General features: G+C 72.5%; 20 protein-coding genes. 14 read left to right on the forward strand and 6 right to left on the reverse strand.

What is annotated here, in order from left to right:
• The first annotated feature begins 47 nt into the window (after positions 1-47).
• Positions 48-1,487, forward strand: a complete 1,440-nt coding sequence (locus tag ACZ67M_RS36345) for a gamma-aminobutyraldehyde dehydrogenase (protein WP_469854174.1) — start codon at positions 48-50, stop codon at positions 1,485-1,487.
• 160 nt (positions 1,488-1,647) lie between these two features.
• Entirely contained in the window at positions 1,648-2,838 is a 1,191-nt protein-coding gene (locus ACZ67M_RS36350; RefSeq protein ID WP_469854175.1) for a polyamine ABC transporter substrate-binding protein, read from the forward strand.
• Between the two features lie 69 nt (positions 2,839-2,907).
• Here the strand turns inward: ACZ67M_RS36350 and ACZ67M_RS36355 are convergent, their stop codons facing one another.
• From ACZ67M_RS36355 to ACZ67M_RS36365, 3 genes are all read right to left on the reverse strand, one after another.
• On the reverse strand, positions 2,908-4,098 hold the full coding sequence (locus ACZ67M_RS36355) for a serine hydrolase domain-containing protein (RefSeq protein WP_392104002.1): 1,191 nt from the start codon (positions 4,096-4,098) through the stop codon (positions 2,908-2,910).
• A gap of 148 nt (positions 4,099-4,246) precedes the next feature.
• The gene (locus ACZ67M_RS36360; RefSeq protein ID WP_469854176.1) at positions 4,247-4,957 is read right to left on the reverse strand and encodes a glycerophosphodiester phosphodiesterase; all 711 of its coding nucleotides are present in this window, start codon (positions 4,955-4,957) and stop codon (positions 4,247-4,249) included.
• Between the two features lie 14 nt (positions 4,958-4,971).
• Positions 4,972-6,033: an adenosine deaminase gene (locus ACZ67M_RS36365; RefSeq protein ID WP_361365454.1), complete on the reverse strand. Its 1,062-nt coding sequence runs from the start codon at positions 6,031-6,033 to the stop codon at positions 4,972-4,974.
• A 156-nt stretch (positions 6,034-6,189) separates the two neighbouring features.
• Between ACZ67M_RS36365 and ACZ67M_RS36370 the strand changes: the two genes are divergently transcribed.
• Positions 6,190-7,092, forward strand: a complete 903-nt coding sequence (locus tag ACZ67M_RS36370) for a DUF4190 domain-containing protein (RefSeq protein ID WP_469854177.1) — start codon at positions 6,190-6,192, stop codon at positions 7,090-7,092.
• Between the two features lie 184 nt (positions 7,093-7,276).
• On the opposite strand, the gene ACZ67M_RS36375 is transcribed toward ACZ67M_RS36370, so the two are convergent.
• Positions 7,277-7,873: an NADAR family protein gene (locus ACZ67M_RS36375; RefSeq protein WP_450734008.1), complete on the reverse strand. Its 597-nt coding sequence runs from the start codon at positions 7,871-7,873 to the stop codon at positions 7,277-7,279.
• Positions 7,874-8,075: 202 nt separating this feature from the next.
• On the opposite strand from ACZ67M_RS36375, the gene ACZ67M_RS36380 reads away from it, so the two are divergent.
• The 8 genes from ACZ67M_RS36380 to ACZ67M_RS36415 all read left to right on the forward strand — a co-directional run bounded on the left by ACZ67M_RS36380 (position 8,076) and on the right by ACZ67M_RS36415 (position 17,757).
• Entirely contained in the window at positions 8,076-9,611 is a 1,536-nt protein-coding gene (locus ACZ67M_RS36380; RefSeq protein WP_469854178.1) for a gamma-aminobutyraldehyde dehydrogenase, read from the forward strand.
• A 55-nt stretch (positions 9,612-9,666) separates the two neighbouring features.
• On the forward strand, positions 9,667-10,914 hold the full coding sequence (locus ACZ67M_RS36385) for a polyamine ABC transporter substrate-binding protein (protein ID WP_469854179.1): 1,248 nt from the start codon (positions 9,667-9,669) through the stop codon (positions 10,912-10,914).
• A gap of 5 nt (positions 10,915-10,919) precedes the next feature.
• The gene (locus tag ACZ67M_RS36390; protein ID WP_122615188.1) at positions 10,920-12,080 is read left to right on the forward strand and encodes an ABC transporter ATP-binding protein; all 1,161 of its coding nucleotides are present in this window, start codon (positions 10,920-10,922) and stop codon (positions 12,078-12,080) included.
• Positions 12,080-13,012 (forward strand): ABC transporter permease, encoded by a 933-nt coding sequence (locus ACZ67M_RS36395; protein ID WP_392016701.1) that lies wholly within the window; start codon positions 12,080-12,082, stop codon positions 13,010-13,012. Before ACZ67M_RS36390 ends, ACZ67M_RS36395 begins: the two co-directional genes overlap by 1 nt.
• On the forward strand, positions 13,013-13,813 hold the full coding sequence (locus ACZ67M_RS36400) for an ABC transporter permease (RefSeq protein ID WP_385802282.1): 801 nt from the start codon (positions 13,013-13,015) through the stop codon (positions 13,811-13,813).
• Between the two features lie 35 nt (positions 13,814-13,848).
• Positions 13,849-15,276 carry an NAD(P)/FAD-dependent oxidoreductase gene (locus tag ACZ67M_RS36405; protein WP_469854180.1) on the forward strand — a complete coding sequence of 476 codons (1,428 nt, stop codon included), beginning with the start codon at positions 13,849-13,851 and terminating at the stop codon, positions 15,274-15,276.
• 123 nt (positions 15,277-15,399) lie between these two features.
• Positions 15,400-15,855: a hypothetical protein gene (locus ACZ67M_RS36410; protein ID WP_361365480.1), complete on the forward strand. Its 456-nt coding sequence runs from the start codon at positions 15,400-15,402 to the stop codon at positions 15,853-15,855.
• A gap of 87 nt (positions 15,856-15,942) precedes the next feature.
• Positions 15,943-17,757: a chitinase gene (locus tag ACZ67M_RS36415; protein WP_453441348.1), complete on the forward strand. Its 1,815-nt coding sequence runs from the start codon at positions 15,943-15,945 to the stop codon at positions 17,755-17,757.
• Here ACZ67M_RS36415 and ACZ67M_RS36420 read toward each other — a convergent pair.
• Both ACZ67M_RS36420 and gabT read right to left on the reverse strand, forming a co-directional pair.
• Positions 17,745-18,395: a phosphatase PAP2 family protein gene (locus ACZ67M_RS36420; protein WP_469854181.1), complete on the reverse strand. Its 651-nt coding sequence runs from the start codon at positions 18,393-18,395 to the stop codon at positions 17,745-17,747. The two genes, ACZ67M_RS36415 and ACZ67M_RS36420, sit on opposite strands and share 13 nt — an antisense overlap.
• A gap of 429 nt (positions 18,396-18,824) precedes the next feature.
• Complete coding sequence (gene gabT, locus ACZ67M_RS36425) at positions 18,825-20,159, reverse strand: 4-aminobutyrate--2-oxoglutarate transaminase (protein ID WP_392016712.1); 1,335 nt, start codon at positions 20,157-20,159, stop codon at positions 18,825-18,827.
• A 268-nt stretch (positions 20,160-20,427) separates the two neighbouring features.
• Between gabT and ACZ67M_RS36430 the strand changes: the two genes are divergently transcribed.
• From ACZ67M_RS36430 to ACZ67M_RS36440, 3 genes are all read left to right on the forward strand, one after another.
• Positions 20,428-22,560 carry an ATP-binding protein gene (locus ACZ67M_RS36430; protein WP_469854182.1) on the forward strand — a complete coding sequence of 711 codons (2,133 nt, stop codon included), beginning with the start codon at positions 20,428-20,430 and terminating at the stop codon, positions 22,558-22,560.
• Between the two features lie 124 nt (positions 22,561-22,684).
• Positions 22,685-24,319, forward strand: coding sequence for a PucR family transcriptional regulator (locus tag ACZ67M_RS36435; protein ID WP_361365494.1), 1,635 nt, complete (start codon positions 22,685-22,687; stop codon positions 24,317-24,319).
• A 157-nt stretch (positions 24,320-24,476) separates the two neighbouring features.
• Complete coding sequence (locus ACZ67M_RS36440; RefSeq protein WP_392104015.1) at positions 24,477-25,922, forward strand: aldehyde dehydrogenase family protein; 1,446 nt, start codon at positions 24,477-24,479, stop codon at positions 25,920-25,922.
• The last annotated feature ends 17 nt before the right edge of the window (positions 25,923-25,939 follow it).

Consider the following 25,939-nt stretch of genomic DNA (forward strand, 5'->3'; position numbering starts at 1 on the left):
AGGGTGGGTGTCTCAGTGATTGGACACCCAACCTTGGAGGGCCGGCAGTGAGCACCGAGCTGCGTCGTCTGCGCAATTACATCGACGGTGAGTTCCGGGACGCCGCCGACGGACGGACCACGAAGGTGGTCAACCCCGCCACGGGAGAGGCCTACGCGACCGCGCCCCTGTCCGGACAGGCGGACGTGGACGCGGCCATGGCGGCCGCCGCCGCGGCCTTCCCGGCCTGGCGCGACCTGGTACCGGCCGAGCGGCAGAAGGCCCTGCTGAAGATCGCCGACGCGTTCGAGGAGCGGGCCGAGGAGCTGATCGCGGCCGAGGTGGAGAACACGGGCAAGCCCATCGGGCTGACCCGCTCCGAGGAGATCCCGCCGATGGTCGACCAGATCCGCTTCTTCGCGGGTGCCGCGCGCATGCTGGAGGGCCGCAGCGCGGGCGAGTACATGGAGGGCCTGACCTCCATGATCCGCCGTGAGCCGATCGGCGTCTGCGCGCAGGTCGCCCCCTGGAACTACCCGATGATGATGGCCGTGTGGAAGTTCGCCCCGGCGCTCGCCGCGGGCAACACGGTCGTCCTCAAGCCGTCGGACACCACCCCGGCGTCCACGGCCCTGATGGCCGACATCATCGGCTCGATCGTGCCCAAGGGCGTCTTCAACGTCGTCTGCGGCGACCGCGACACCGGCCGCCTGATGGTCGAGCACGAGACCCCGGCGATGGCCTCCATCACCGGCTCCGTGCGGGCCGGCATGTCGGTCGCCGAGTCCGCGTCGAAGGACCTCAAGCGGGTCCACCTGGAGCTGGGCGGCAAGGCCCCGGTCGTCGTCTTCGAGGACACCGACATCCCCAAGGCCGTCGAGGACATCTCGACCGCGGGCTACTTCAACGCCGGCCAGGACTGCACGGCGGCCACCCGCGTGCTCGTCCACGAGTCGATCCACGACGAGTTCGTGAGCGCCCTCGCCAAGGCCGCGTCCGAGACCAAGACCGGGCAGCCGGACGACGAGGACGTGCTGTACGGGCCGCTCAACAACCCGAACCAGCTCAAGCAGGTCACCGGGTTCATCGAGCGCCTGCCCGCGCACGCCAAGGTCGAGGCGGGCGGCCACCGGGTCGGCGACAAGGGCTACTTCTACGCTCCGACCGTCGTCTCCGGTCTCAAGCAGGACGACGAGATCATCCAGAAGGAGGTCTTCGGCCCCGTCATCACCGTCCAGTCCTTCCGCGACGAGGACCAGGCGGTCGAGTGGGCCAACGGCGTCGAGTACGCGCTGGCCTCCTCGGTGTGGACCAAGGACCACGGCCGCGCGATGCGGATGTCCAAGAAGCTGGACTTCGGCTGCGTGTGGATCAACACCCACATCCCGCTGGTCGCCGAGATGCCGCACGGCGGCTTCAAGAAGTCCGGCTACGGCAAGGACCTGTCGTCGTACGGCTTCGACGACTACACGCGCGTCAAGCACGTGATGACGTCGCTGGACGCCTGACACCCCGGTTCGCGCACCGCGGCCCCGGACGGGAATCCCGTCCGGGGCCGCGGTGCGTGCAACGTGAACGCGTCCCGGTCGACAGGGTGTCGGGCCTGGCCGGAGCCGCTCGACGCAGCGTCGATTGTCCCGGTGGGCGCGGGCGCGGGATCCTGCGGCCATGCCCCTGCTCCCGAGGACGCCCTCGATCTCCCGCCGGTCCCTGCTGCGCGGCCTGGGCGGCGGCGCCGCGCTCGGCGCGCTGGCCGGCTGCGGTGTGCCGGCCGCGTACGTCGCGCCGGGCGACCGCGCCGCCGCCGACCGGTCCGCCACCGAACGCCGGCTGACCTGGGCGAACTGGCCGCTGTACATCGACACCGACGACGAACACCCGAGCCGGCGGCCCACGCTGGAGGCGTTCGAGGACCGGACGGGCATCTCCGTCGACTACATCGAGGAGATCAACGACAACGACGAGTTCTTCGGCAAGATCAGCCCGTCCCTGATGAACCACCAGCCCACCGACCGCGACCTGATCGTCATCAGCGACTGGATGTGCGGCCGGTTCGTCCGGCTCGGCTGGGTGCAGGAGATGGACCACTCCCGGCAGCCGAACGTCACCAAGTACCTGGACCCGCTGCTGCGTTCGCCCGCCTTCGACCCCGGCCGCAAGTACACCGTGCCCTGGCAGTCGGGCATCACCGGCATCGCCTACAACCGCCGTCGGCTGGGCCGGGAGATCCGGCACGTGTCCGACCTGTGGGCGGCCGACCTCAAGGGCCGGGTGACCCTGCTGTCCGGCATGGACGAGGCGTTCGCCCTGCTGATGCAGGGCGACGGGGTGGATATCACCGACTGGCGGACGGACGACTTCCACGCGATGTGCGACCTGGTGGAGAAGCAGGTCGGCAAGGGCCAGATCCGCCGCTTCACCGGCAACGACTACATCAAGGACCTCTCCAGCGGGGACGTGCTGGCCTGCCAGGCCTACTCCGGTGACGTGATCCAGCTCCAGGCCGACGACCCGGACATCGAGTTCGTCGTCCCGGAGGAGGGCGCCGAACTGTGGGCGGAATCCCTGATGATCCCCAACCTGGCCCGCCACAAGGGCAACGCCGAGCGGCTGATCGACTACTACTACCGGCCCGAGGTGGCCGCCGAGCTGGCCGCCTGGGTCAACTACGTCTGCCCGGTCCCCGCCGCCCGGGACGTACTCGCCTCCTCCGACGACCCGGACACGGCCGCCCTCGCCGAGGACCCGCTGATCTTCCCGGACGACAGAATGCGCGAGCGCCTCAGGATCGCCCGGGACATCGGGGCGGGGGAGCGGGCGGAGTTCGCGAAGCGGTGGAACGGGATCGTCGGCGTGTAGCACTGGTCGTCGTCCCGTTCACCCTCTGCGCCCGGCTGCGGCGCGCCGGTGCGCTGCGGCTGACGGGGGCTACTTGAGCGCGGCCGCGGTGATGCCGTCGATGACCGGGTTGCGCTCCGCGCTCTTGGCGTCGGTGGAGTTGACCGAGTGGACGAGGGTGCGGCTCAGGTCGCGGGTTCCGCCGATGAGGGCGCTGTAGCCGTAGCGGGAGCCGGACTTGCCCCAGAACATCTGGCCGCCCACCTTCTGGTACTCCAGGCCCGCGCTGCGGGTCGCCTCCGGGAGGCCCGCCGGGGTCGTGAACATCTCCTCCAACTGCGGCTGCGGCACGATCCGTTCCGAGAACAGCCCCGTGAGCAGCCGCTCCAGGTCGGCGGTGGTCGAGATCATGTCGCCGGCCGCCCAGCGGTCCGCCTGGTTCCACTCGGTCACGTCGACCAGTTCCGTCGTCCCGTCGGGCCGTTCCACCTTCTGGTAGCCCCGGTTGTGCGGGCCCCGGATGCGGGGGTCGGTGCCGGGGAAGTAGGTGTGGCGCATGCCGGCCGGGCGCAGGACGAGCCGGGTGGCCTCGGCGGCGTACGTGCGTCCCGTCACCTTCTCGATCAACAGGCCGAGGACCGTGTAGTTGATGTTCAGGTAGTGCTGCTGGTCCCCGGGGTCGAACTCCGGTCCCCGCGCGATCGCCGACGCCGCGACCCGCTGCGGGGTGAGTGTGTCGAAGCGGTGCGCGTACGCCTCCGCGAAGTCGTCGCCGAGGCCGTCTCCCGCCTGGATGCCGCTGGTGTGGTTCAGCAACTGGCGCACGCCGATCGGCTTCCGGAACTCCGGCGTGAAGAGGCCGGGCAGGTAGCGCTGCACCGGCGCGTCCAGGTCCACCCTGCCCTCCGCCGCCAGCCGCAGCACCGTGGCGGCGGTGACGACCTTGGTGATCGACCCGGCCCGGAAGCGGGCGTTCGCGCGTGCCGGGCGCTCACTGGCCAGGTCGCGCACACCCCCGCTGCCGCGCCAGGTCTCGCCGGTTGCGCCGACCCGTACGAGGGCGGCGGTGGCGTGCTGGTCCGGGACCGCGTCGACGGCGGCGCGCAGCGCGGCTTCGTCCAGAACGTCCGACCCGTTCGTGCCGTCCGTTCTGTGCCCGGGGCCGGAGGTTGCGGACGCGTTGGGGGAGGGCGGGGTGGCGAACGCGGGCGCCGCAAGTGGGCCGGCGGCGAGGGCGAGTACGAGGGAAGCGGCGAGGACGGTGGAGGTACGGGCACGCATCGACGGCTCCAGAGGGTCCGGGCGGGAAGGTCGATGATCATCCTCGTCCGCCGCGACCCGTCACGGATCGTCGGTGAGGAGGGCACGGGCCCCGGGCCCGGACTCCGGGAAGTCCCCCACGAGCGGGGGGACTTGTGCGGGATCGCCCCTACGGGCGCGGACCCGCCGCGTCGCGCAGGGCGCAGAGTACGTCGACCCGGTTGGTGGTGATCGAGTCGGCGCCCAGGGCGATCAGCCGGCGCATGGTGCGGCGGGTGTCGGGGGTCCACACCGACAGCAGGTAGCCGTCGGCGTGGACGCGGTCGGACAGGGCCCGGTCGACCAGGCCGAAGCGGTAGTTGAGCCACCGCGGCCGGACCGCCGCCAGCAGGGCGGCCCGGGGCGGGGCCGACGTCGTCCAGGTGAGGGCGATCTCGGCGGCGGGGTCGGCGGCGCGTACGGCGAGCATGGCGACGGGCCCCGCCGTGTAGTACACGCGGTCCTCGGCCCCGCACTCGCGGACCACGTCCACGATGCGCCGGACCGCCCGCTCGCCGGGCGCCCCCGGCAGGTCGAGCATCAGCCTGCTGCCCTCGGTCGCGGCCAGCGCCTGAGCGAGGGTCGGCACCCCGCCCGCCGTGCGCCCCCGCACCTCCTCCGCCGACAGCGCGCGCAGCGGCCGCTCGTGCTCCCACAGCCGCTTCAGGGTCTCGTCGTGCAGCAGCACGGGCACGCCGTCGCGGGTGAGGCGTACGTCGGTCTCGACCGCGTCCGCGCCGCGGTCGAGGGCGGAGCGCAGCGAGTCGAGCGTGTTCTCGCGGTGCCGGTACGGGTCGCCGCGGTGGGCCACGGCGGTCACGTCGCGCAGGGGAGGACGCATGGGGGCCGCCCGCCTCAGGAGGAGAGCCAGGAGGCGGTGTACGTGTCGATCTCGTCCTTGATCCGCGCCTTGCCCGGCGCGTCCAGGAACGACGCCTCGACCCCGTCCTTCGCCAGGCCGGCGAGGCCCCGCTCGTCCAGGCCGAGGAGCCGGGCGGCGACGGCGTACTCGTTGTTGAGGTCGGTGCCGAACATCGGCGGGTCGTCGGAGTTGATCGTCACCAGGACTCCGGCCCGCACGAACTCCTTGATCGGGTGCTCGTCGAGGGTGCGCACCGCGCGGGTGGCGATGTTCGAGGTCGGGCACACCTCCAGCGGGATGCGCCGCTCGGCGAGGTGGGCCAGCAGCTTCGGGTCCTGGGCGGAGCTGGTGCCGTGGCCGATGCGCTCCGCGCGCAGGTCGGTCAGGGCGTCCCAGACGGTCTGCGGGCCGGTGGTCTCGCCGGCGTGCGGCACCGAGTGCAGTCCGGCGGCGATCGCCCGGTCGAAGTACGGCTTGAATTGCGGCCTGCCGACCCCGATCTCGGGCCCGCCCAGGCCGAAGGAGACCAGGCCCTCCGGGCGCAGCCGGTCGTCCGTGGCGAGCCGCGCGGTCTCCTCCGCCGACTGGAGCCCCGCCTCGCCGGGGATGTCGAAGCACCAGCGCAGTACGGTCCCGAACTCGGCCTCCGCCGCCTTGCGGGCGTCCTCGATCGCGTCCATGAAGGCGCGCTCGTCGATGCCGCGCCGGGTGGAGGAGAACGGGGTGATGGTCAGCTCGGCGTACCGCACCTGCTGCCGGGCCAGTTCCCGGGCCACCTCGTAGGTCAGCAGCCGGACGTCCTCCGGGGTGCGGATCAGGTCCACGACGGACAGGTACACGTCGATGAAGTGGGCGAAGTCCGTGAAGGTGAAGTAGTCGGCCAGGGCCTCGGGGTCGGTGGGGACCTTGGAGTCGGGGTGGCGCGCGGCCAGCTCCGAGACGATGCGCGGGGAGGCGGAACCGACGTGGTGGACGTGCAGTTCGGCCTTCGGCAGTCCGGCGATGAAGGCGTGCAGGTCACGCGGGACGTCGGGGTCGACGAGGTGCTCGGTCAAGGGTGTTCCTCCCCACGGCGGCGTCCCGGGCCGGCGTGGGCCGGCGGGGCGCGGGTGATCGGCTGATCGATGACTCGGGATCATCGTAGGCCGGGCCCGTGCCGGACGGGGACGGGCCTTAGCATGACGGGACGTTCGACTGAGGGGGACCCGCACATGCCCGACGACGCGCAGGCGCCGAGAAACGACCCGCGGCACACGCCTCAGGCTCCCGGGAACGATCCGGCACCCGGGTCGGCCGCGCCCGGCACGCCTGCCGACGGCGGCGCCTCCGCGGAGGCCACCGCACCGGCCCCCGGGGTCGGCCTCGACAAGCCGCACACGCCGGGAGCGCCGGGCACGCCGGGCACTCCGGAAGTACCGGTGGCCCCCGATGGTCCGGCCGCCCCCGACCCCTGGGCGCCGCCCGCGGACACCGTCCCTGCGGCCGACGGCGGACCCGGCGCGACCGTCGCCGCGAACGACGGCGCGTCCTGGCCGCCCCCGTCCGTCCACGACCAGCAGACGGTCACGTCCATGCCGGCCACGGACCCCCCGCGGTGGGCCGCACCGTCCGCCCCCGCCAACCCCTTCGCGGCACCGGACCCGGCGGCCGCCGCGGGCACCGGCGCGCCCAACCCCTTCGCACCCCCGGTCACGCCGCCGCCGTACGTCCAGGACCGGCAGCCGGTCCCGCCGCCGCCCATCGCGCCGGACGGTCCCGGCCACGTCCCCTACGGCTACCCGGGCCCGGTCGGCTACGGGCACCCGGGCCCGGCCGGATACCCCGGTGCGCAGCCGCACGGCTACTACGGCTGGTCCGGCATGGGACCGATGCCGAGCAACGGCATGGGCACCACCGGCCTCGTCCTCGGCATCGTCGCCGCCGTCGGCTTCTGCCTCTGGCCGCTCGCGATCATCGTGGGCATCCTCGGGATCGTCTTCGGCTCCCTCGGCCGCGCGAAGGCGAACCGCGGCGAGGCCACCAACGCGGGCCAGGCGCTGGCCGGGGTCATCTGCGGGATCGTGGGCGTGGTCCTGGGCGTGGGCTTCGGGCTGCTGGTGATCCTCGCGCCCTGAGGGCCCGGCCTCGCGCCGCGCCGTGTGGCTCCGCACGGCTTCGCGCCGCCCCGTGTAGCGCTGCCCCGTGTAGCGCCGCCCCGCATCGCGTGGCCCCGCATCGCGCCGCCCCGCATCGCGCCGCCCCGCATCGCGCCGCCCCGAACGGGGACGCGTGGCCTCGTCGGACGCTCTCCGCCGGGCGTCAGCCCGACGCGCGGGCCCGCAGCCGCTCCCGTGCCCCCATCAGCGCGAACCCCAGCAGATTCGCCCCCCGCCACCGCTCCGGGTCCGTCGCCGCCTCGTCGGAGGCGGGCAGGCCGATGCCCCAGACGCGGTCCACCGGGCTCGCCTCGACCAGGACCCTGTCGCCCGTGTTCAGCAGGAAGTCGCGGAGCGCCGGGTCGGAGGCGAACTTGTGGGTGCTGCCCTCGACGACGATCGCGAAGCGCTCCCGCTGCCACACCGCCTCGTCGAAGCCGCGGACCAGCCGGCCCGCCTTCTTGGCCTCGGCGGGGTGGCCGGCGGCCAGGACGCGGCGCTCGGCCTCCGGGTCCTCGAAGAGTCTGGCCTTGCCGGCCATCATCCAGTGCTCGGCCGTCGCGTACTCCACCCCGGCGACGGTGAACGGCGACGGCCACCACTGGCTCAGGCAGCCCGGACCGACGCGGCCGTCGGGGAGCGGGCGGTGGCCCCAGAAGCAGAGGTACCCGATCCGGGCGCCCGCGCGGACCCGGCCGAGCAGCGCCTCCCTGCTGTCGATGACGCCGGCCTTCGGTGCCGCCCCCGTGATCCTGTCCATGCACGCGAGTCTGGCACGCGCCACTGACACTCCGTCCGTGCTTTTCCGTGGCGACTCGACACCTGGTCGACAGATTCCGTCGCGTAACCAAATGGCAACAACGGAATCACTTGTTGGAGCCCTACTGCTCTGTCAGGATCGGCACTCACATCGAGCCTGAGCCACGCCGGCCCCCGCCACGGGGAGACCGAGGAGAGCCGACATGCACAACCCGGGCAACGCCACCCCGGACCGATTCCCGGCCCAGGACCGCTTCGCGGACGGGGCCCAGTACATCGCGGGCCGTCTGACGAAGGGCACCTCCGGGCGTACGCACACCGTCGTCGATCCGGCGACCGGCGAGGACGTCCTGACCTACGAGCTGGCCGGCCCCGACGACGTCGACGCGGCCGTCGCCGCCGCGCGGGAGGCGTTCCCGGGGTGGGCGGGTGCGACGCCCGGTGAGCGCTCCGACGCCCTGCACCGGTTCGCCGCCGTGCTCGCCGACCGCGCCGAGGACTTCGCCCGCGCGGAGTCCCTCCAGTGCGGGAAGCCGCTGAAGCTGACCCGCGAGTTCGACGTGCCCGGCAGCATCGACAACGCGGCCTTCTTCGCCGGTGCCGCCCGGCACCTCCAGGGCCAGTCGGCGGGGGAGTACTCCGGCGACCACACCTCGTACGTGCGCCGCGAGCCGATCGGCGTGGTCGGGTCCATCGCGCCCTGGAACTACCCCCTCCAGATGGCCGCCTGGAAGATCCTTCCGGCGATCGCCGCAGGCAACACCATCGTGCTGAAGCCCGCCGAGATCACCCCGCTGACTTCCCTGATGTTCGCCGAGGCCGCGACCGCCGCCGGTATCCCCGACGGCGTGATCAACATCGTGAGCGGGACCGGGCGGGAGGCCGGTGAGCACCTGGTCGCCCACCCCGACGTCGCCATGACCTCCTTCACCGGGTCCACCGCGATCGGCAAGCGGGTCGCCGAGGTCGCCACCGCCACCGTGAAGCGCCTGCACCTGGAACTGGGCGGCAAGGCACCGTTCCTCGTCTTCGACGACGCCGACCTGGACGCCGCCGTCCACGGCGCGGTCGCCGGCGCGCTGATCAACACCGGCCAGGACTGCACCGCCGCCACGCGCGCGTACGTGCAGCGGCCCCTGTACGAGGCGTTCGTCGAGAAGACCGCCGCCCTCATGGAGACCGTGCGGGTCGGCGACCCCTTCGCGCCGGGCACCGACCTCGGCCCGCTGGTCAGCCACGTCCAGCGGGACCGCGTCGCCGGGTTCGTCGACCGGGCACGCTCCTACGCGCGCGTGGTGGCCGGCGGCGAGGCACCGCGGGGCGACCTCAAGGACGGCGCCTTCTACCGGCCCACCCTCATCGCCGACGCCGCGCAGGACAGCGAGGTCGTCCAGTCCGAGATCTTCGGGCCCGTCCTGGTCGTGCTGCCCTTCGACAGCGACGACGAGGGCATCCGGCTGGCCAACGACACGCCGTACGGGCTCGCCGCCTCCGCCTGGAGCCGGGACGTGTACCGGGCGAACCGCGCCACCCGCGAGATCAAGGCGGGCTGTGTGTGGGTCAACGACCACATTCCGATCATCAGCGAGATGCCGCACGGCGGATACAAGGCGTCCGGCTACGGCAAGGACATGTCGGCCTACTCCTTCGAGGAGTACACACAGGTCAAGCACGTCATGTTCGACAACACCGCGGTGGCGGCCAAGGACTGGCACCGCACCGTCTTCGGGGACCGATAGTCACGTCGAGAGGCCGCCGACCACGGCCGACCCACCCGAAAGGGCAACCACGCGCATGGAGCAGTACGAGCCCGACCGCCTGTCACCGGCCCAAGTGGCCGCCGTGCGGCGCAGTATCAGGAGCGGCAGGGCCGCCCTCACCCGTCGCTCGCTGCTGCGCTCCTCCGCGGGCGGCGCGCTCGCGGTCGGCGGCCTCGGCATGCTGAGCGGCTGCGGGATCCCGGCGGCCGGCAAGACCGAGGGCGGCGTCTCCGCCGAGGACCGGTCCCAGAAGGAGAAGCGGATCGCCTTCTCCAACTGGACCGAGTACATGGACGTCGACGAGGCCGGCCGGCGCCACCCCACGCTGGAGGCGTTCACCAAGCGCACCGGCATCAAGGTCACCTACACCGAGGACATCAACGACAACAGCGAGTTCTTCGGCAAGATCCAGCCGCAGCTCGCCGCGGGCCAGGAGACCGGCCGCGACATCATCGTCCTCACCGACTGGCTGGCGGCCCGACTGATCCGCCTCGGCTGGGTCCAGAAACTGGATCCGGCCAACCTGCCGCACGCCTTCGTCAACCTGTCGCCCCAGTTCCGCAACCCGGACTGGGACCCGGGCCGCGCCTACTCGTACCCCTGGCAGGGCATCTCGACGGTCATCGCCTACAACAAGAAGGCGCTGGACGGCATCGAGGTGAAGTCGGTCGCCGACCTGCTCGACAACCCGAAGCTCAAGGGCCGCGTCGGCTTCCTCACCGAGATGCGCGACACCGTCGGCATGGTGCTGCTCGACGAGGGCAAGGACCCGGCCCGCTTCACGGACGACGACTACGACGCCGCGATCGCCCGGCTCCAGAAGGGCGTCGACCGCGGTCAGATACGCCGCTTCACCGGCAACGACTACACGTCCGACCTGAGCAAGGGCGACTTCGCGGCCTGCCTGGCCTGGGCCGGGGACGTCGTCCAGCTCAAGGCGGACAACCCGGACATCGACTTCGTGATCCCGGACAGCGGCTACGTCACGTCGAGCGACAACATGCTGGTCCCCAACAAGGCGCGGCACAAGACGAACGCCGAGCGGCTCATCGACTACTACTACGAGCCCCGCCCGGCCGCGGAACTCGCCGCCTACATCAACTTCGTCTGCCCCGTCGACGGCGTGAAGGACGAGCTGGCGAAGATCGACGAGGACGCGGCGAACAACCCGCTGATCATTCCCGACAAGGCCATGCAGGCCAAGTCGCACTCCTTTCGCTCCCTGAGTTCGAAGGAAGAGACGGCATACGAAGAGAAGTTCGCGAAGCTCACTGGGGCGTGACGACGATGACGAATACGACGAAGGCTCAGCCGGGCGGCGGCGACGTCCGCCTCTCCGGCATCAGCAAGACCTACGGCTCCTTCACCGCCGTGCACCCGCTCGACCTGACCGTCCCGCAGGGCTCCTTCTTCGCCCTGCTCGGCGCTTCCGGCTGCGGCAAGACCACCACCCTGCGCATGATCGCCGGACTGGAGGAGCCCAGCGGCGGCACCGTGCACCTCGGCGACCAGGACGTGACCGCCCTCCCGCCGTACAAGCGGCCGGTCAACACGGTCTTCCAGTCCTACGCCCTCTTCCCGCACCTCGACATCTTCGAGAACGTCGCCTTCGGCCTGCGCCGGCGCGGTATCAAGTCGGTGAAGAAGCAGGTCGAGGAGATGCTGGACCTGGTCCAGCTCGGCGAGCAGGCGCGCAAGAAGCCGCACCAGCTCTCCGGCGGCCAGCAGCAGCGCGTCGCGGTCGCCCGTGCGCTGATCAACCACCCCAAGGTGCTGCTCCTCGACGAACCGCTCGGCGCCCTCGACCTCAAGCTGCGCCGCCAGATGCAGCTGGAGCTGAAGCGCATCCAGACCGAGGTCGGCATCACCTTCGTGCACGTCACGCACGACCAGGAGGAGGCCATGACCATGGCCGACCAGGTCGCCGTGATGAACGGGGGCCGCGTCGAGCAACTGGGCGCCCCCGCCGACCTGTACGAGAACCCGCAGACCACCTTCGTCGCCAACTTCCTGGGCACCTCCAACCTGATCCAGGCCGAGGTCGACACCCGCAGCGGCGACGACATCGTGGTGCGGGCGGCCGGCGACAAGCTGCTCCTGCCCGGCTCCCGCTGTGCCGTGCCCGCGCAGGCGGGCGGCAAGGTGCTGGTCGGTGTACGCCCGGAGAAGGTCGGCCTCACCCACGCGGACGAGGCCGGCTCCATACCCGAGGGCCGCAACCGCATCACCGGCAAGATCAGCAACAGCAGTTTCATCGGCGTCTCCACCCAGTACGTCGTGGACTGCGCGGCCTGCCCCGACTTCGAGGTGTACGCCCAGAACATCGACCGCGACGCCCGCCTCGTGCCCGGCGCCGACGTCGTCCTGCACTGGAACCCGGCGCACACCTTCGGCCTGGACGCCTCCCAGGACATCGACGCCGGCGTCGCCGAGGGCGAGGCCGCCTGATGTCGACCCTCACCGAGGCGCCGCCGCCGCTCACCCCGCCCGCGCCCGAGCCGAAGAAGCCCCCGCGCAAGAGGGGCCGCTGGACGCCGTACTGGCTGCTGCTGCCCGGCATCCTGTGGCTGGTCGTCTTCTTCGCGGCGCCGATGATCTACCAGGCCTCCACGTCCGTGCAGACGGGCTCGCTGGAGGAGGGCTACAAGGTCACCTGGCACTTCGTGACCTACTGGGAGGCGCTGTCCGAGTACTGGCCGCAGTTCCTGCGCTCGGTCGCCTACGCCGCCTCCGCCACCGTGCTGTGCCTGCTGCTCGGCTACCCGCTCGCGTACCTGATCGCCTTCCGCGCGGGCCGCTGGCGGAACCTGATCATGATCCTGGTGATCGCGCCCTTCTTCACCAGCTTCCTGATCCGCACCCTGGCCTGGAAGACGATCCTCGCGGACGGCGGACCGGTCGTCGGCGCCCTGAACACGCTGCACGTCCTGGACGTCACCGGCTGGCTCGGCTGGACGTCCGGCGACCGCGTGCTGGCCACGCCGCTCGCGGTGGTCTGCGGTCTGACGTACAACTTCCTCCCCTTCATGATCCTGCCGCTGTACACGTCCCTGGAACGCATCGACGGGCGGCTGCACGAGGCCGCGCGCGACCTGTACGCGAAGCCCTCCACGGTCTTCCGCAAGGTCACCTTCCCGCTGTCGATGCCGGGCGTGGTCTCCGGCACGCTGCTGACCTTCATCCCGGCGACCGGCGACTACGTCAACGCCTCGCTGCTCGGCTCGGCGGACACCGGAATGATCGGCAACGTGATCCAGTCGCAGTTCCTCAGGGTGCTCGACTACCCGACGGCGGCCGCGCTCTCGTTCATCCTGATGGCCGCGATTCTCGCCATGGTCACCGTCTACATTCGCAAGTCCGGCACGGAGGATCTGGTTTAAATGGCCTTCGTCAACTGGTTCAAGCGCAATCTGGTCGTCATCGCAGGACTGCTGACGCTCGCATATCTCCTGCTGCCCAACGTCATTGTCACGGTGTTCTCGTTCAACAAACCGAACGGGCGCTTCAACTACGAATGGCAGCAGTTCTCCACGGACGCCTGGAAGGACCCGTGCGGTGTCGCGGGGCTGTGCGGATCGCTGTCGCTGAGCCTCCAGATCGCCCTCTGGGCGACGCTCGGCGCCACGGCGCTGGGCACCGCGATCGCCTTCGCGCTGGTCCGCTACCGCTTCCGAGCGCGGGGCGCGATCAACTCGCTGATCTTCCTGCCGATGGCCATGCCCGAGGTCGTGATGGCCGCCTCGCTGCTCACCCTGTTCCTCAACATGGGCGCCCAGCTGGGCTTCTGGACGATCCTGATCGCCCACATCATGTTCTGCCTCAGCTTCGTGGTGACGGCAGTCAAGGCGCGGGTGATGTCGATGGACCCGAAGCTGGAGCAGGCGGCGCAGGACCTGTACGCCGGTCCCGTCCAGACCTTCGTCCGGGTCACGCTGCCCATCGCGGCCCCCGGCATCGCGGCCGGCGCGCTGCTCGCCTTCGCGCTCTCCTTCGACGATTTCATCATCACGAATTTCAACGCGGGCTCCACCGTCACCTTCCCCATGTTCGTCTGGGGCTCGGCGCAGCGCGGAACGCCCGTTCAGATCAATGTCGTCGGTACGGCCATGTTCGTCATCGCCGTACTGTTCGTTCTGGCCTCGATGGCCATCGGCAACCGCCGAAATCGCCGCAAGGCGTAGCGCACTGAGCAATACCTTCGTAGGGAGTTGAAATCATGGCCCCGAGCGCCATGAGCCGCAGCAACGACTGGACGAAATCCCTTTCCGACGCCCAGCCGGTCCCGTACTGGCTGGACGACCCCGGCCGCCCCCGCCCGCAGCCCGCCCTCACCGGCGCCGAGACCTGCGACCTGCTGGTCGTCGGCGGCGGCTACAGCGGGCTGTGGACCGCGCTGATCGCCAAGGAGCGCGACCCGGGCCGGGACGTGGTGCTGCTGGAGGGCCGCGAGGTGGGCTGGGCCGCCTCCGGCCGCAACGGCGGCTTCTGCGCCGCCTCCCTCACCCACGGCCTGTCCAACGGCCTGAGCCGCTGGCCGGACGAGATCCACAAGCTGGAGGAGCTGGGCGCCCGCAACCTCGACGCGATCGAGACGGCGGTCGCCCACCACTCCCTGGACTGCGACTTCGAGCGCACTGGCGAGATCGACGTGGCGACCGAGCCGTACCAGGCCGCCGAGCTGAAGGACTGGTACGAGGAGATCCGCGCGAAGGGCCTCGCGGACGGCGTCGAGTACCTGGACGGCGACGCGGTACGGGAACAGGTCGACTCCCCGACCTTCCGGGCGGGCCTGTGGGACCGCGGGGGCGTGGCCATGCTCAACCCCGCCAAGCTCGCCTGGAACCTCAAGCGGGCCTGCCTCGGTCTCGGGGTGCGCGTCTACGAGAACACCCCGGCGCTCACCCTGAAGCCGTACGGCGCCGGCATGGCCGTCCGCACCCCGTACGGCGGGGTACGCGCCCGCACGGTCGCGCTCGGCACCAACATCTTCCCGAACCTGGTCAAGCGGGTGCGCCCGTACACCGTCCCGGTCTACGACTACGCCCTGATGACCGAGCCGCTCACCGACGGGCAGCTGGCCTCGATCGGCTGGCGGAACCGACAGGGGCTCGGGGACAGCGCCAACCAGTTCCACTACTTCCGGCTCTCCGCCGACAACCGGATCCTGTGGGGCGGCTACGACGCGATCTACCCGTACGGCGGCCGGGTGCGCGCCGAGTACGACGACCGCCCGGAGACCTACGCCAAGCTCGCGGGGCACTTCTTCACCTGCTTCCCGCAGCTGGAGGGCGTCCGCTTCACGCACGCCTGGGGCGGCGCGATCGACACCTGCTCCCGCTTCTCGGCGTTCTTCGGCACCGCCCACCAGGGCAAGGTCGCCTACGCCGCCGGGTACACCGGCCTCGGGGTGGGCGCGACCCGGTTCGGTGCCGAGGTGATGCTCGACCTGCTGTCGGGGGAGCGCACCGAGCGCACCGAACTGGAGATGGTCCGCCGCAAGCCGCTGCCCTTCCCGCCCGAGCCCTTCGCCTGGACGGGCATCGCGCTCACCAAGTGGTCGCTGGCCCGCGCGGACGCCCAGGGCGGCCGGCGCAACCTGTGGCTGCGGACGATGGACAAGCTCGGGCTGGGCTTCGACAGCTAGCCGGCCGAGTCCGTGTGACCCGCTTCACCCGAACGGGGTGCGGGGACTCGCGTAATGCCCGGCGGTGACCTCCCTCTCCCTCGTGACGCACCCGCGTCCAACGAGCGAGAGGGAGGTCCTCACATGCCTGGTGCGAAGACGGCGGTCGCGTGGCTGGCATCCGTCGCACCGGATCCCGAGTCCTGCCGGCGGGAGTGGGAGCGCGACCCCCTGGGTGTCGCGCTGCTGCCCGCGGGCCGGGCCTGGGACGTGCTCATCCTGCCGAGCAGGCTCGGCTATCCGACCCTCGACGTGCTCTCCCGCGTCCTGGACCGGCCGGGCCCCGTGCTCGCCGACTTCGGCGACGCGCGGACGGGCTTCTTCGTGCCGGCCGGCACGGCGACCCGCTGGGTGGGCACCGGGGTCCGGACGGCCGGGCTCGGCACCTGGATCGTGGTGCCGCACCCGGGGGGAGCGTCCGGCGGGGTCCGCTGGCTGATCCCGCCGGACGGCTCCGGCACCCTCACCGACCCGGCCCTGCTGGAACTGGCGATGCACGAGGCGGCGGCGGCACTCGCGGGGGAGGAGGGAGGGACATGAGCAGCGCGAGGGGTTGACAAGCGAATTGGTCTGGACCAAGTTGGGCGCGCTCCACCCTCCCCATCTCCCCCATGTCCGGAGGCACTTGTGGAACGCTCCAGACCGCTCGCCCGCCGCCCCCTCGTCACCCTGCTCACCGCCGCGGCACTCGCCGCGTCCGGACTGACCGCGCTCACGTCGGCCGCCCGTGCGGCCGACGCGGACCTCGCGCGCAACGGCGGCTTCGAGTCCGCCCTGGACGGCTGGACCTGCACGGCGGGCGCGGTCGTCGGCGCGCCCGTGCGCAGCGGCACGGGGGCCCTCAAGGCCACCCCGGCCGGCGCCGACAACGCGCGCTGCGCGCAGACGGTGACCGTGAAACCCGACTCGCAGTACACGCTCTCCGGTTACGTCCGCGGTACCTACGTCTACCTCGGCGCGAGCGGCACCGGCACCACCGACGTCTCCACCTGGGCCCAGTCCGCCCCCGACTGGCAGCGCCTGACGACCACCTTCCGCACCGGCCCGTCCACCACCCGCGTCACGGTCTACACCCACGGCTGGTACGGCACCGGCGCCTACCATGCCGACGACATCTCGCTCACCGGCCCGGGCGGCGAGGCGGGCCAGCCCCCGGCGGTCCCCGGCGGTCTGACGGCCGGTTCCGTCACGCCGACCGGCGTCGCGCTGAGCTGGTCGCCCGTCCCCGGCGCGACGGGCTACGCCGTCTACCGCGACGGCACCCGCGTCAGCACGGTCACCGGCACCTCGACCACCGTCACCGGCCTGACCCCCTCGACCGCGTACGCCTTCCAGGTCGCCGCCGTCAACGACGCCGGTGAGTCGGCGCGTTCGGCGACGGTCACCGCCACCACCGCCGAGCGCCCGGACGGCGGCGGGTCCGGCGACCTCCCGGCCCACGCCCTGGTCGGCTACCTCCACGCCAGCTTCGCCAACGGCTCCGGCTACACGCGGATGGCCGACGTGCCCGACAGCTGGGACGTCATCGACCTGGCCTTCGGCGAACCCACCTCGGTCACCTCCGGCGACATCCGCTTCGACCGCTGCCCGGTCGCCGAGTGCCCGAACGTGGAGAGCGACGCCGAGTTCAAGGCCGCGATCAAGGCCAAGCAGGCGGCGGGCAAGAAGGTCCTGATCTCCATCGGCGGCCAGAACGGCCAGGTGCAGCTCACCACCGCCGCCGCCCGCGACAAGTTCGTCTCCTCCGTCTCCGCGATCATCGACACGTACGGCCTCGACGGCCTCGACATCGACTTCGAGGGCCACTCGCTGTCGCTGAACGCCGACGACACGGACTTCAAGAACCCGAAGACCCCCGTCATCGTCAACCTGATCTCGGCCCTGAAGACCCTCAAGGCCAAGTACGGCGACGACTTCGTGCTGACCATGGCCCCCGAGACCTTCTTCGTCCAGCTCGGCTACCAGTACTACGGCACGGGCAAGTGGGGCGGGCAGGACCCGCGGGCCGGCGCCTACCTCCCGGTCATCCACGCCCTGCGCGACGACCTCACCCTGCTGCACGTCCAGGACTACAACTCGGGCCCGATCATGGGCCTCGACAACCAGTACCACTCCATGGGCGGCGCCGACTTCCACATCGCGATGACCGACATGCTCCTCACCGGCTTCCCGGTCGCCGGCGACGCGGCCAACGTCTTCCCGCCGCTGCGCCCCGACCAGGTCGCGATCGGCATGCCGGCCTCCGTCAACGCGGGCAACGGACACGTCTCCCCGGCCGAGGTGAACAAGGCGCTGAACTGCCTCACCAAGAAGACCGACTGCGGCTCCTACGCGACCCACGGGACCTGGCCGGACCTGCGCGGCCTGATGACCTGGTCGATCAACTGGGACCGGTTCGGGAACTGGGAGTTCATGAAGAACTTCGACGCCTACTTCGGCTGACCTCCCCCGGGGTGCGGCCGGGCCGCCGTCCGCCGCACCCCGGCCGTCCGCCCCACCTCGGCCACCCGCCACACCCCGGCCAGCAGCACCGCCCCCAGGCACCAGCTGCCGACCACGTCCAGCGGCCAGTGGTAGCCCCGGCGCACCAGCCCGTAGGAGGCGCCCAGGACGAGGAGCGCGCAGAGCACGGCCAGTGCACGGCGTACGGCGGGCGAGCGCAGCGCGCCGAACAGCAGCAGCGTCGCCGCGCCGTACGCGACGAGCGCCGTGGCGGTGTGGCCGGAGGGGTAGTAGCCGACGGCCGGAGGTACCGCCGGGGTGCCGGGGCGGTCGGTCCACGCCTTCAGCGGGGCCACCAGCGCGGGCACCAGCGCCATCGCCAGGGCGCCCGCCAGCGGCGCCGGCCACCAGCGGTCCGCACCCCGCGCCCGCCCTTGCCACGCGACGTACGCCAGCGCGACGGCGAGAACCGGCACGGCGACCTGCACGTTGCCGAGATCGGCCAGCAGCTCGGAGAGGCGGTCCGGACGGACGAGCGCCCGGCTCAGCCGCTCGTCCACGCCGACCAGCGGGCCGTCGGCGACGACCTGCCAGGTGATCAGCGCGAAGAGGAGGACGGGGAGCCCGAGCAGCAGCATGGCGCACAGCTTGGCAAACACACCGAAGGGCCGGCACAAGGGGGGGAGTGTGCCGGCCCTTCGGTGAACCGCCGTCCCGGGTGCCAGGACGGCCGTCCTGACCGGAACGCCGCGCGCCCCGGGGGGTTTGGGGCGGGCGACCGTCCGATCGGTGAGGAGACCCGGAACCCACGGGTTCCGGCTGTGTGCGCGAGGCACGACCAGGTCGAAGCTGGGGAAGCCGCGGCCTGAGATCCGCCCACAGTCCCCTGTGGGCGGGGTGTATCTCTCATCTGCGTAGAACCTACGGCAGGGGGTGCGCTCAGGACAGGGGCATCGGCGTCCTGCCATCCACCCCGCACACCTTCTTCACACGCTCTGCCGCTCCCCACGTCAGGCGTGCGAAACGCAGCTCAGATGCGCGTTCGGGCGCTCGCGCACCTGCCCGTCCTACAGGCCCGCGAAGCCCTGCTCGATGATGTCGAGGCCCTCGTTCAGCAGGTCCTCGCCGATCACCAGCGGCGGCAGGAAGCGCAGCACGTTGCCATAGGTGCCACAGGTCAGGACCAGCAGGCCCTCGGCGTGGCAGGCCTTGGCGAGCGCGGCGGTCGCCTCCGGGTTCGGCTCCTTGGTGGCGCGGTCCTTGACCAGCTCCACGGCGATCATCGCGCCGCGGCCCCGGACGTCGCCGATGATGTCGAACTTCTCCGCCATGGCGGTGAGGCGGGACTTCATGACCGCCTCGATGTGCTTCGCCCTGGCGTTGAGGTCCAGCTCCTTCATCGTCTCGATGGCGCCGAGCGCGCCGGCGCAGGCCACCGGGTTGCCGCCGTAGGTGCCGCCGAGGCCGCCGGAGTGCGCGGCGTCCATGATCTCGGCGCGGCCGGTGACCGCGGCCAGCGGCAGACCGCCCGCGATGCCCTTCGCGGTCGTGATCAGGTCCGGGACGATGCCCTCGTCCTCGCAGGCGAACCACTGGCCGGTGCGGCAGAAGCCGGACTGGATCTCGTCGGCGACGAAGACGATGCCGTTGTCCTTGGCGAACCGGCTGACGGCGGGCAGGAAGCCCTTGGCCGGCTCGATGAAGCCGCCCTCGCCGAGCACCGGCTCGATGATGATCGCGGCCACGTTCTCCGCGCCCACCTGCTTGCTGATCTGGTCGATGGCCTGGGCGGCGGCCTCCGGGCCGGCGTTCTCCGGACCGGTCGGCCAGCGGTAGCCGTAGGCGACCGGGACGCGGTAGACCTCGGGCGCGAAGGGGCCGAAGCCGTGCTTGTACGGCATGTTCTTCGCGGTCAGCGCCATCGTCAGGTTGGTCCGGCCGTGGTAGCCGTGGTCGAAGACGACGACCGCCTGACGCTTGGTGTACGCGCGGGCGATCTTGACGGCGTTCTCGACGGCCTCGGCGCCGCTGTTGAACAGCGCCGACTTCTTGGCGTGGTCGCCCGGCGTCAGCTCGGCCAGCGCCTCGGCGACGGCCACGTAGCCCTCGTACGGCGTCACCATGAAACAGGTGTGGGTGAAGTCGGCGAGCTGCGCGGACGCCTTGCGTACGACGGCCTCGGCGGAGGCGCCGACCGAGGTCACGGCGATGCCCGAACCGAAGTCGATCAGGCGGTTGCCGTCGACGTCCTCGATGATGCCGCCGCCGGCGCGCGCGGTGAAGACGGGCAGGACGGAGCCCACACCCTGCGCGACCACGGCCGTGCGCCGGGCCTGCAGCTCCTGCGACTTCGGGCCGGGGATGGCGGTGACGACGCGGCGCTCCTGCGGAAGGGCGGTCATGAGGGCTCCTGGGGCTTGCGGGATCTTGCGGACTCTTGCCTTCTTTTCTCGCAGGCTAGGACCGGTGGGGTGGGGTGGGCATGCTCCATGTGGGCGTTGTCCGTGGTGTCGGTTGTCCGTCCTGGACAGGTGCCGGAGACCCGACGGGTACGGCGACATCGGGACACGTCGGGGCGGGCCCGGCCGCGTAAGCGGTGAACTCCCCCTGGGAGGGCGTTAGATTGGCTCGCTGATGGTGGACGGAGCGGCTGGTCAGGGGGCAAGGGCGATGGACAGCGACGGGAACCGGGACGCGCGGGGTACGCATGCGAATCCTGTGCCGCGTCCGGCGGGGCCTCCCGAGGTGCCCGGGGCGCCGCCGCGGCCCTCCCGGGCACCGGGGACGCCGGGCGTGCCGCCCTTGCCCGACGGGTCCGCGTTCCTGTCCTGGCTGCGCACCCCGCGGCCGGAGGCGCTGCCCGGCGTGTGGCGGTTCGGACACCGGCCGCGACCGGCGGAGGAGCCCGAGCGGGTGCCGGGACGGCAGCTGGTGAGCGGGGCGGTGATCGCCTTCCTGGTGGGCTGGCTGATCTGGTCGCTGCTGTGGAACGGCTACCTGGGCGGCTGGTGGCTGCTGCCCCTGTACGCGATGATCCCGGACTCCTGGGCCGAGCCGCACAGCTTCGGCTCCGTCGTGGCCGTCTACGCCTACTACGCCCTGATCGCCGGCATCATCATGGTCGGCGTCGGCCGGCTCGGCCGCTGGGACGAGATCTGGCGGCGCTACGGCCCGCCCGCCTGGCGCCCCGCCACCCCGGCCGCCGGACCCCCGCCCGCCCCCGAGGAGGACCCCGCCGCCTGGCCCGCGCTGCGCGCCGCCGGTGCCGTCGAGGCCGCCGAGCGGCTCGCCGGCGAAGCGCGCCAGGGGCTGATGCGGGACGTCGACCACGCCCGCATCGCGCGGGCCTGGCAGGGCGTGCAGCGCGGCCGGCACAGCCTGGCCACCTTCACCGGCGCCGTGCTCGGCGCGGGCGCCGGCGCCTGCCCGCACCCCTCGGGCGACCGCGACCTGCCCGCCCGGCGGGCCCGGCACGACCTGGTCACCGGACAGGTGCGGATCGGCACCGCCGCCGACGACGCCCGCAACCCCTACGCCTACCGCGGCGCCGGCCTCGCCCTCGGCCCCGACCTGCTCGGCACCTCCCTGCTGGCCGTCGGCCCGGCGGGCTCCGGCAAGACCGGCAGCGTGGTCCGGCCGCTCACCGAGTCGCTGTGCCTGCACGCGCTAGCCGGGCAGGCCGCGGTCGTCGTGGTCGGCGCCGCGGGCGCGGACCTCGGCCCCGCCGACGCCTACGACGTCGTCGTACGGATCGGCCACCCGGACTCGGTGTACGACCTCGACCTGTACGGCGGCACCACCGACCCGGACGAGGCCGCGATCGTGCTCGCCGAGGCCCTGGTCGGCGACCTCGCCGACCCGCACCCGGGCAGCGACACCCGCCGCTCCACCACCGTCCTCGCCCAGCTCCTCGGCCCCTTCCGCGCGGTGCACGGCCGCTTCCCCGGCGTACCGGAGCTGCGGCAACTGCTCGACGGGACACCCGGTCCGCTGGCCGAACTGCGGCAGGGCCTGCGGGCGGCCGGCCAGGAGTCCCTGCTGCGCGAGCTGGACGCGCGCGAGCGGCAGATGGGCCACCCCGGGGACGTCGGCGGTGTGCTGGCCGACCGCGTGGCACTCCTCGACCGGCCCGCCTTCGCACCCTTCTTCGACACCTCGGGGCAGTCCCGGCCCTTCTCCCTCAAGTCCCTCGACCACCCGGTGCGGGTCCGCATCGACCTGCCGCAACGCGGTCACGCCGACGCCTCCCGGATGCTGGCCCGGCTGGTCCTCGCCCAGTTCACGGCGAGCGTCTCGGTACGGGAGGACCGGTCGCTCTTCGCCTGCCTGGTGCTGGACGACGCCAGCGGGGTGGTGACGCCGGAGGCGGTACGGGGCGTGCAGCGGCTGCGCTCGGCGGGCGCCGGGGCCGTGCTGACCCTGCGCACCCTGGACGACGTACCGCGACCGCTGCGCGGGCCGTTGCTCGGGGCCATCGGCTGCCGCATGGCACTGTCCGGGCTCACCCCCTGGGACGGGCAGGACTTCGCCGAGGTGTGGGGCAAGGAGTGGACCGAGGCCCGCGACGTCACCGACCGGCAGATCATCGCCGAGACCCCGGCGGGCAAGGCCGCGCACATGGTGCGCCGGGTGATCACCGGGAAGGCGCCCACCGCGCGGGCGGTCACCGTCCGGCAGGTCGAGCGTGAGCGCTGGTCGGCGTCCGAGCTGGCGCACGCCGTGCCGGCCGGGCACGCGGTGCTGTCACTGACCACCGTCAAGGGCGAGCACGCGCCGCCGCTGCTGGTGGATCTACGCGGGTGACCGTCGGGGCCGGGCGCCCGGGACCGTACAGTGAGGCAGAATCGACACAGGTCGTTCATACGCGACGGCCAAAAGATCACAGCCATCTCACACCACTGACACGGATCCGAAGGCCCAGGACCCCATGCGCCCCACGCTCGCCTCGCTCGTCCACCACTCGGCGCTCAAACTGACCGTGCGCGCGGGCGAGGACCGTCTGGACACCCCGGTGCGCTGGGCCCACGTCAGCGAACTCGCCGACCCCGTGCCCTACATGGAGGGCGGGGAGCTGCTGCTCATCACCGCCCTCAAGCTGGACGCCGAGGACCCCGCGGCGATGCACCGGTACGTGAAGCGGCTGGCGGACGCCGGAGTGGTCGGCCTCGGGTTCGCCGTCGGCGTCAACTACGACGAGATCCCCGGGGCACTGGTCGACGCGGCCCGGCAGGAGGGCCTGCCGCTCCTCGAGGTGCCCCGCCGCACGCCCTTCCTCGCCATCAGCAAGGCCGTGTCCGCCGCGATCGCCGCCGACCAGTACCGGGCGGTCACCGCGGGCTTCGCCGCCCAGCGGGAGCTGACCAGGCGGGCGCTGACCGACGGCCCGGAGGGGCTGCTGGCCGCGCTCGCCTCCCAGGTCGACGGGTGGGCGGCGCTGTACGACGCCTCGGGCGCCGTCGTCGCCACGGCTCCGGAGTGGGCCGGGCGCAGGGCCGGCCGGCTCACCGCCGACGTACGGCGGCTGCGCGAGCGGCCCGCGCCCGCCTCCGCCGTGGTCGGCGGGGCCGAGGACCCCGAGCACCCGGAGAACGCCGACCGGGTCGAACTGCACTCCCTCGGCACCTCGCGCAGGCCCCGCTCCGCCCTCGCCGTCGGCACCGCCGCCGCCCTCGGCACCGCCGAGCGGTACGCCGTGCACTCGGCCGTCGCCCTGCTGACGCTCACCACGGAACGCTCGCGCTCCCTGTACGAGGCCGGACTGCGGATAGACGAGGCCGTGCTGCGCATGCTGCTGGCCGGCGAACCGGACCACGCGCGGACGGTCGCCGGGGACCTGTACGGCGGCCTGCTGGACGCGCCCTTCCGGATCATCGTCGCCGAGTCGGTGCCGGCGTCCGCCGCGCGGGCGCACGGCCGCGGGTCCGCCGCGGGCACCGGCGGCGACCGGCTGGGCGCGCTCGCCGAGGTCGTGGAGTCCGCGGCGGCCCGTGCCGGGGAGGCGGTGCTGGCCGTCCCCGAGGGCGAGCGGCTGGTGGTGCTCGCCACGGACGGGGGCGCGGCCGTCGCCGCCTGCGTCGAGTACGCGTCGGCGCTGGAGACCGGCCGCCCGGCGCCCGACCCGGCGGGCGGCGACGAGGACGGCCTGACCGTCGGCCTGTCGGCGCCGTCCGGGCCGATCGCCGCGTCCGCCGCCTACAAGCAGGCCGAGCAGGCGCTGTCGGTGGCCCGGCGGCGTGGACGCGTCTGCGTGGAGCACGAACACCTGGCGGCCGGATCGGTGCTGCCGCTGCTCGCGGACGACGCGGTGCGCGCCTTCGCCGACGGCCTGCTCCGGGCGCTGCGCGACCACGACGCGACCGGCCGGGGCGACCTGGTGGCGTCCCTGCGCGCGTGGCTCTCCCGCCATGGCCAGTGGGACGCGGCCGCGGCCGACCTCGGCGTCCACCGCCACACGCTGCGCTACCGGATGCGGCGTGTGGAGGAGATCCTCGGCCGGTCCCTGGACGACCCGGACGTACGGATGGAGCTGTGGCTGGCCCTGAAGGCGACGTCGGCCGACTAGCCCGTCGGCGCCGGCCCTCACCTGGCCGCCACGTCGAACAACGCACCCCCACCACTACACCCCGGACAAACGCTCCCCGCCGGACCCCGCCCTACCGTGGACCCGCACCCCCGTACACCCCGTACACACCCCCAACGCGGAAGGGCCCGGACGCCACATGACTTCCACCCACGCCTTCTGGCTCGCCGGCCGCCAGGCCACCGGCGAGGCCGCCTTCGACGTCACGTCCCCCTGGGACGGCAGCCGGGTCGGCGCGGTGAGCCTGCCGACCGACGCCCAGGTCGAGGAGGCCGTGGCCGCCGCGTACGCCGTACGGGACGAGTTCGCCGCCACCCCCGCCCACGTCCGCGCCGCCGCACTGGACCACGTCAGCCGACGGCTGGCCGAGCGCACCGAGGAGATCGCCCGCCTGATCTCCGCCGAGAACGGCAAGCCGGTCAAGTGGGCCCGCGGCGAGGTCGGCCGCGCGGTCTCCGTCTTCCGCTTCGCGGCCGAGGAGGCCCGCCGCTTCAACGGCGGCGAGGCCCAGCGCCTGGACACCGACGCGGGCGGTCAGGGGCGGCTCGCGCTGACCCGCCGCTTCCCGAAGGGCGTCGTCCTGGGCATCGCGCCGTTCAACTTCCCGCTGAACCTGTGCGCCCACAAGATCGCCCCCGCGATCGCCGCCGGTGCGCCGATCATCCTGAAGCCGGCCCCGGCCACCCCCCTCTCCGGCCTGATCCTCGGTGAGCTGCTGGCCGAGACCGAGCTGCCGGCCGGTTCCTGGAGCATCCTCCCGGTGCCCAACGAGAAGATGCCCGCCCTCGTCCAGGACGAGCGGCTGCCGGTCATCTCCTTCACCGGCTCCGAGACCGTCGGCTACGCGATCATGGACTCGGTGCCGCGCAAGCACTGCACCCTGGAGCTGGGCGGCAACGGCGCGGCCGTGGTCCTCGCCGACTGGGCGAGCGACGCCGACCTGGACCGGGCCGCGCAGCGCATCGCGACCTTCTCCAACTACCAGGGCGGCCAGTCCTGCATCTCGGTGCAGCGCGTGATCGCCGACGCCGCCGTCTACGACCGCCTGCTGCCGCGCGTCGTCGCCGCCGTCGAGGCCCAGGTGACCGGCGACCCGAACGACGACGCGACGGACGTCGGCCCGCTGGTCAGCGAGGCCGCCGCCGAGCGCGTGGAGGCGTGGGTGCGGGAGGCCGTCGACGCGGGTGCCACGCTGCACACCGGCGGCAAGCGGGACGGCGCCACGTACGCGCCGACCGTGCTCACCGGCCTGCCGGCCGACGTCACCCTCGCCCGCGAGGAGGTCTTCGGCCCCGTGCTCAGTGTGCAGAAGGTCGACGGCGAGGCCGAGGCGTTCGCCGCGGTCAACGACTCCAAGTACGGCCTCCAGGCGGGCGTGTTCACCCACGACCTCCAGGCCGCTTTCCGCGCCCACCGCGCCCTGGAGGTCGGCGGCGTCGTCATCGGCGACGTCCCCTCCTACCGGGCCGACCAGATGCCGTACGGCGGCGCCAAGCAGTCCGGCGTGGGCCGCGAGGGCGTCCGGTTCGCGATGGACGACTACACCTACGAGCGCGTGCTGGTCCTGACGGACCTCGCCCTCTGAGGCACCCCGGGAAGACC

Source organism: Streptomyces sp. NPDC107500 (genome assembly GCF_055582785.1).

Bases quoted from the DNA above. Each gene is read 5' to 3' on its own strand.
- ACZ67M_RS36390 (WP_122615188.1), top strand. From the start codon at position 10,920: ATGACGAATACGACGAAGGCTCAGCCGGGCGGCGGCGACGTCCGCCTC.
- ACZ67M_RS36350 (WP_469854175.1), top strand. From the start codon at position 1,648: ATGCCCCTGCTCCCGAGGACGCCCTCGATCTCCCGCCGGTCCCTGCTG.
- gabT (WP_392016712.1), bottom strand. From the start codon at position 20,159: ATGACCGCCCTTCCGCAGGAGCGCCGCGTCGTCACCGCCATCCCCGGC.
- ACZ67M_RS36395 (WP_392016701.1), top strand. From the start codon at position 12,080: ATGTCGACCCTCACCGAGGCGCCGCCGCCGCTCACCCCGCCCGCGCCC.
- ACZ67M_RS36380 (WP_469854178.1), top strand. From the start codon at position 8,076: ATGCACAACCCGGGCAACGCCACCCCGGACCGATTCCCGGCCCAGGAC.
- ACZ67M_RS36440 (WP_392104015.1), top strand. From the start codon at position 24,477: ATGACTTCCACCCACGCCTTCTGGCTCGCCGGCCGCCAGGCCACCGGC.
- ACZ67M_RS36385 (WP_469854179.1), top strand. From the start codon at position 9,667: ATGGAGCAGTACGAGCCCGACCGCCTGTCACCGGCCCAAGTGGCCGCC.
- ACZ67M_RS36435 (WP_361365494.1), top strand. From the start codon at position 22,685: ATGCGCCCCACGCTCGCCTCGCTCGTCCACCACTCGGCGCTCAAACTG.
- ACZ67M_RS36400 (WP_385802282.1), top strand. From the start codon at position 13,013: ATGGCCTTCGTCAACTGGTTCAAGCGCAATCTGGTCGTCATCGCAGGA.
- ACZ67M_RS36420 (WP_469854181.1), bottom strand. From the start codon at position 18,395: ATGCTGCTGCTCGGGCTCCCCGTCCTCCTCTTCGCGCTGATCACCTGG.
- ACZ67M_RS36410 (WP_361365480.1), top strand. From the start codon at position 15,400: ATGCCTGGTGCGAAGACGGCGGTCGCGTGGCTGGCATCCGTCGCACCG.
- ACZ67M_RS36375 (WP_450734008.1), bottom strand. From the start codon at position 7,873: ATGGACAGGATCACGGGGGCGGCACCGAAGGCCGGCGTCATCGACAGC.
- ACZ67M_RS36405 (WP_469854180.1), top strand. From the start codon at position 13,849: ATGGCCCCGAGCGCCATGAGCCGCAGCAACGACTGGACGAAATCCCTT.
- ACZ67M_RS36370 (WP_469854177.1), top strand. From the start codon at position 6,190: ATGCCCGACGACGCGCAGGCGCCGAGAAACGACCCGCGGCACACGCCT.
- ACZ67M_RS36355 (WP_392104002.1), bottom strand. From the start codon at position 4,098: ATGCGTGCCCGTACCTCCACCGTCCTCGCCGCTTCCCTCGTACTCGCC.
- ACZ67M_RS36430 (WP_469854182.1), top strand. From the start codon at position 20,428: ATGGACAGCGACGGGAACCGGGACGCGCGGGGTACGCATGCGAATCCT.
- ACZ67M_RS36360 (WP_469854176.1), bottom strand. From the start codon at position 4,957: ATGCGTCCTCCCCTGCGCGACGTGACCGCCGTGGCCCACCGCGGCGAC.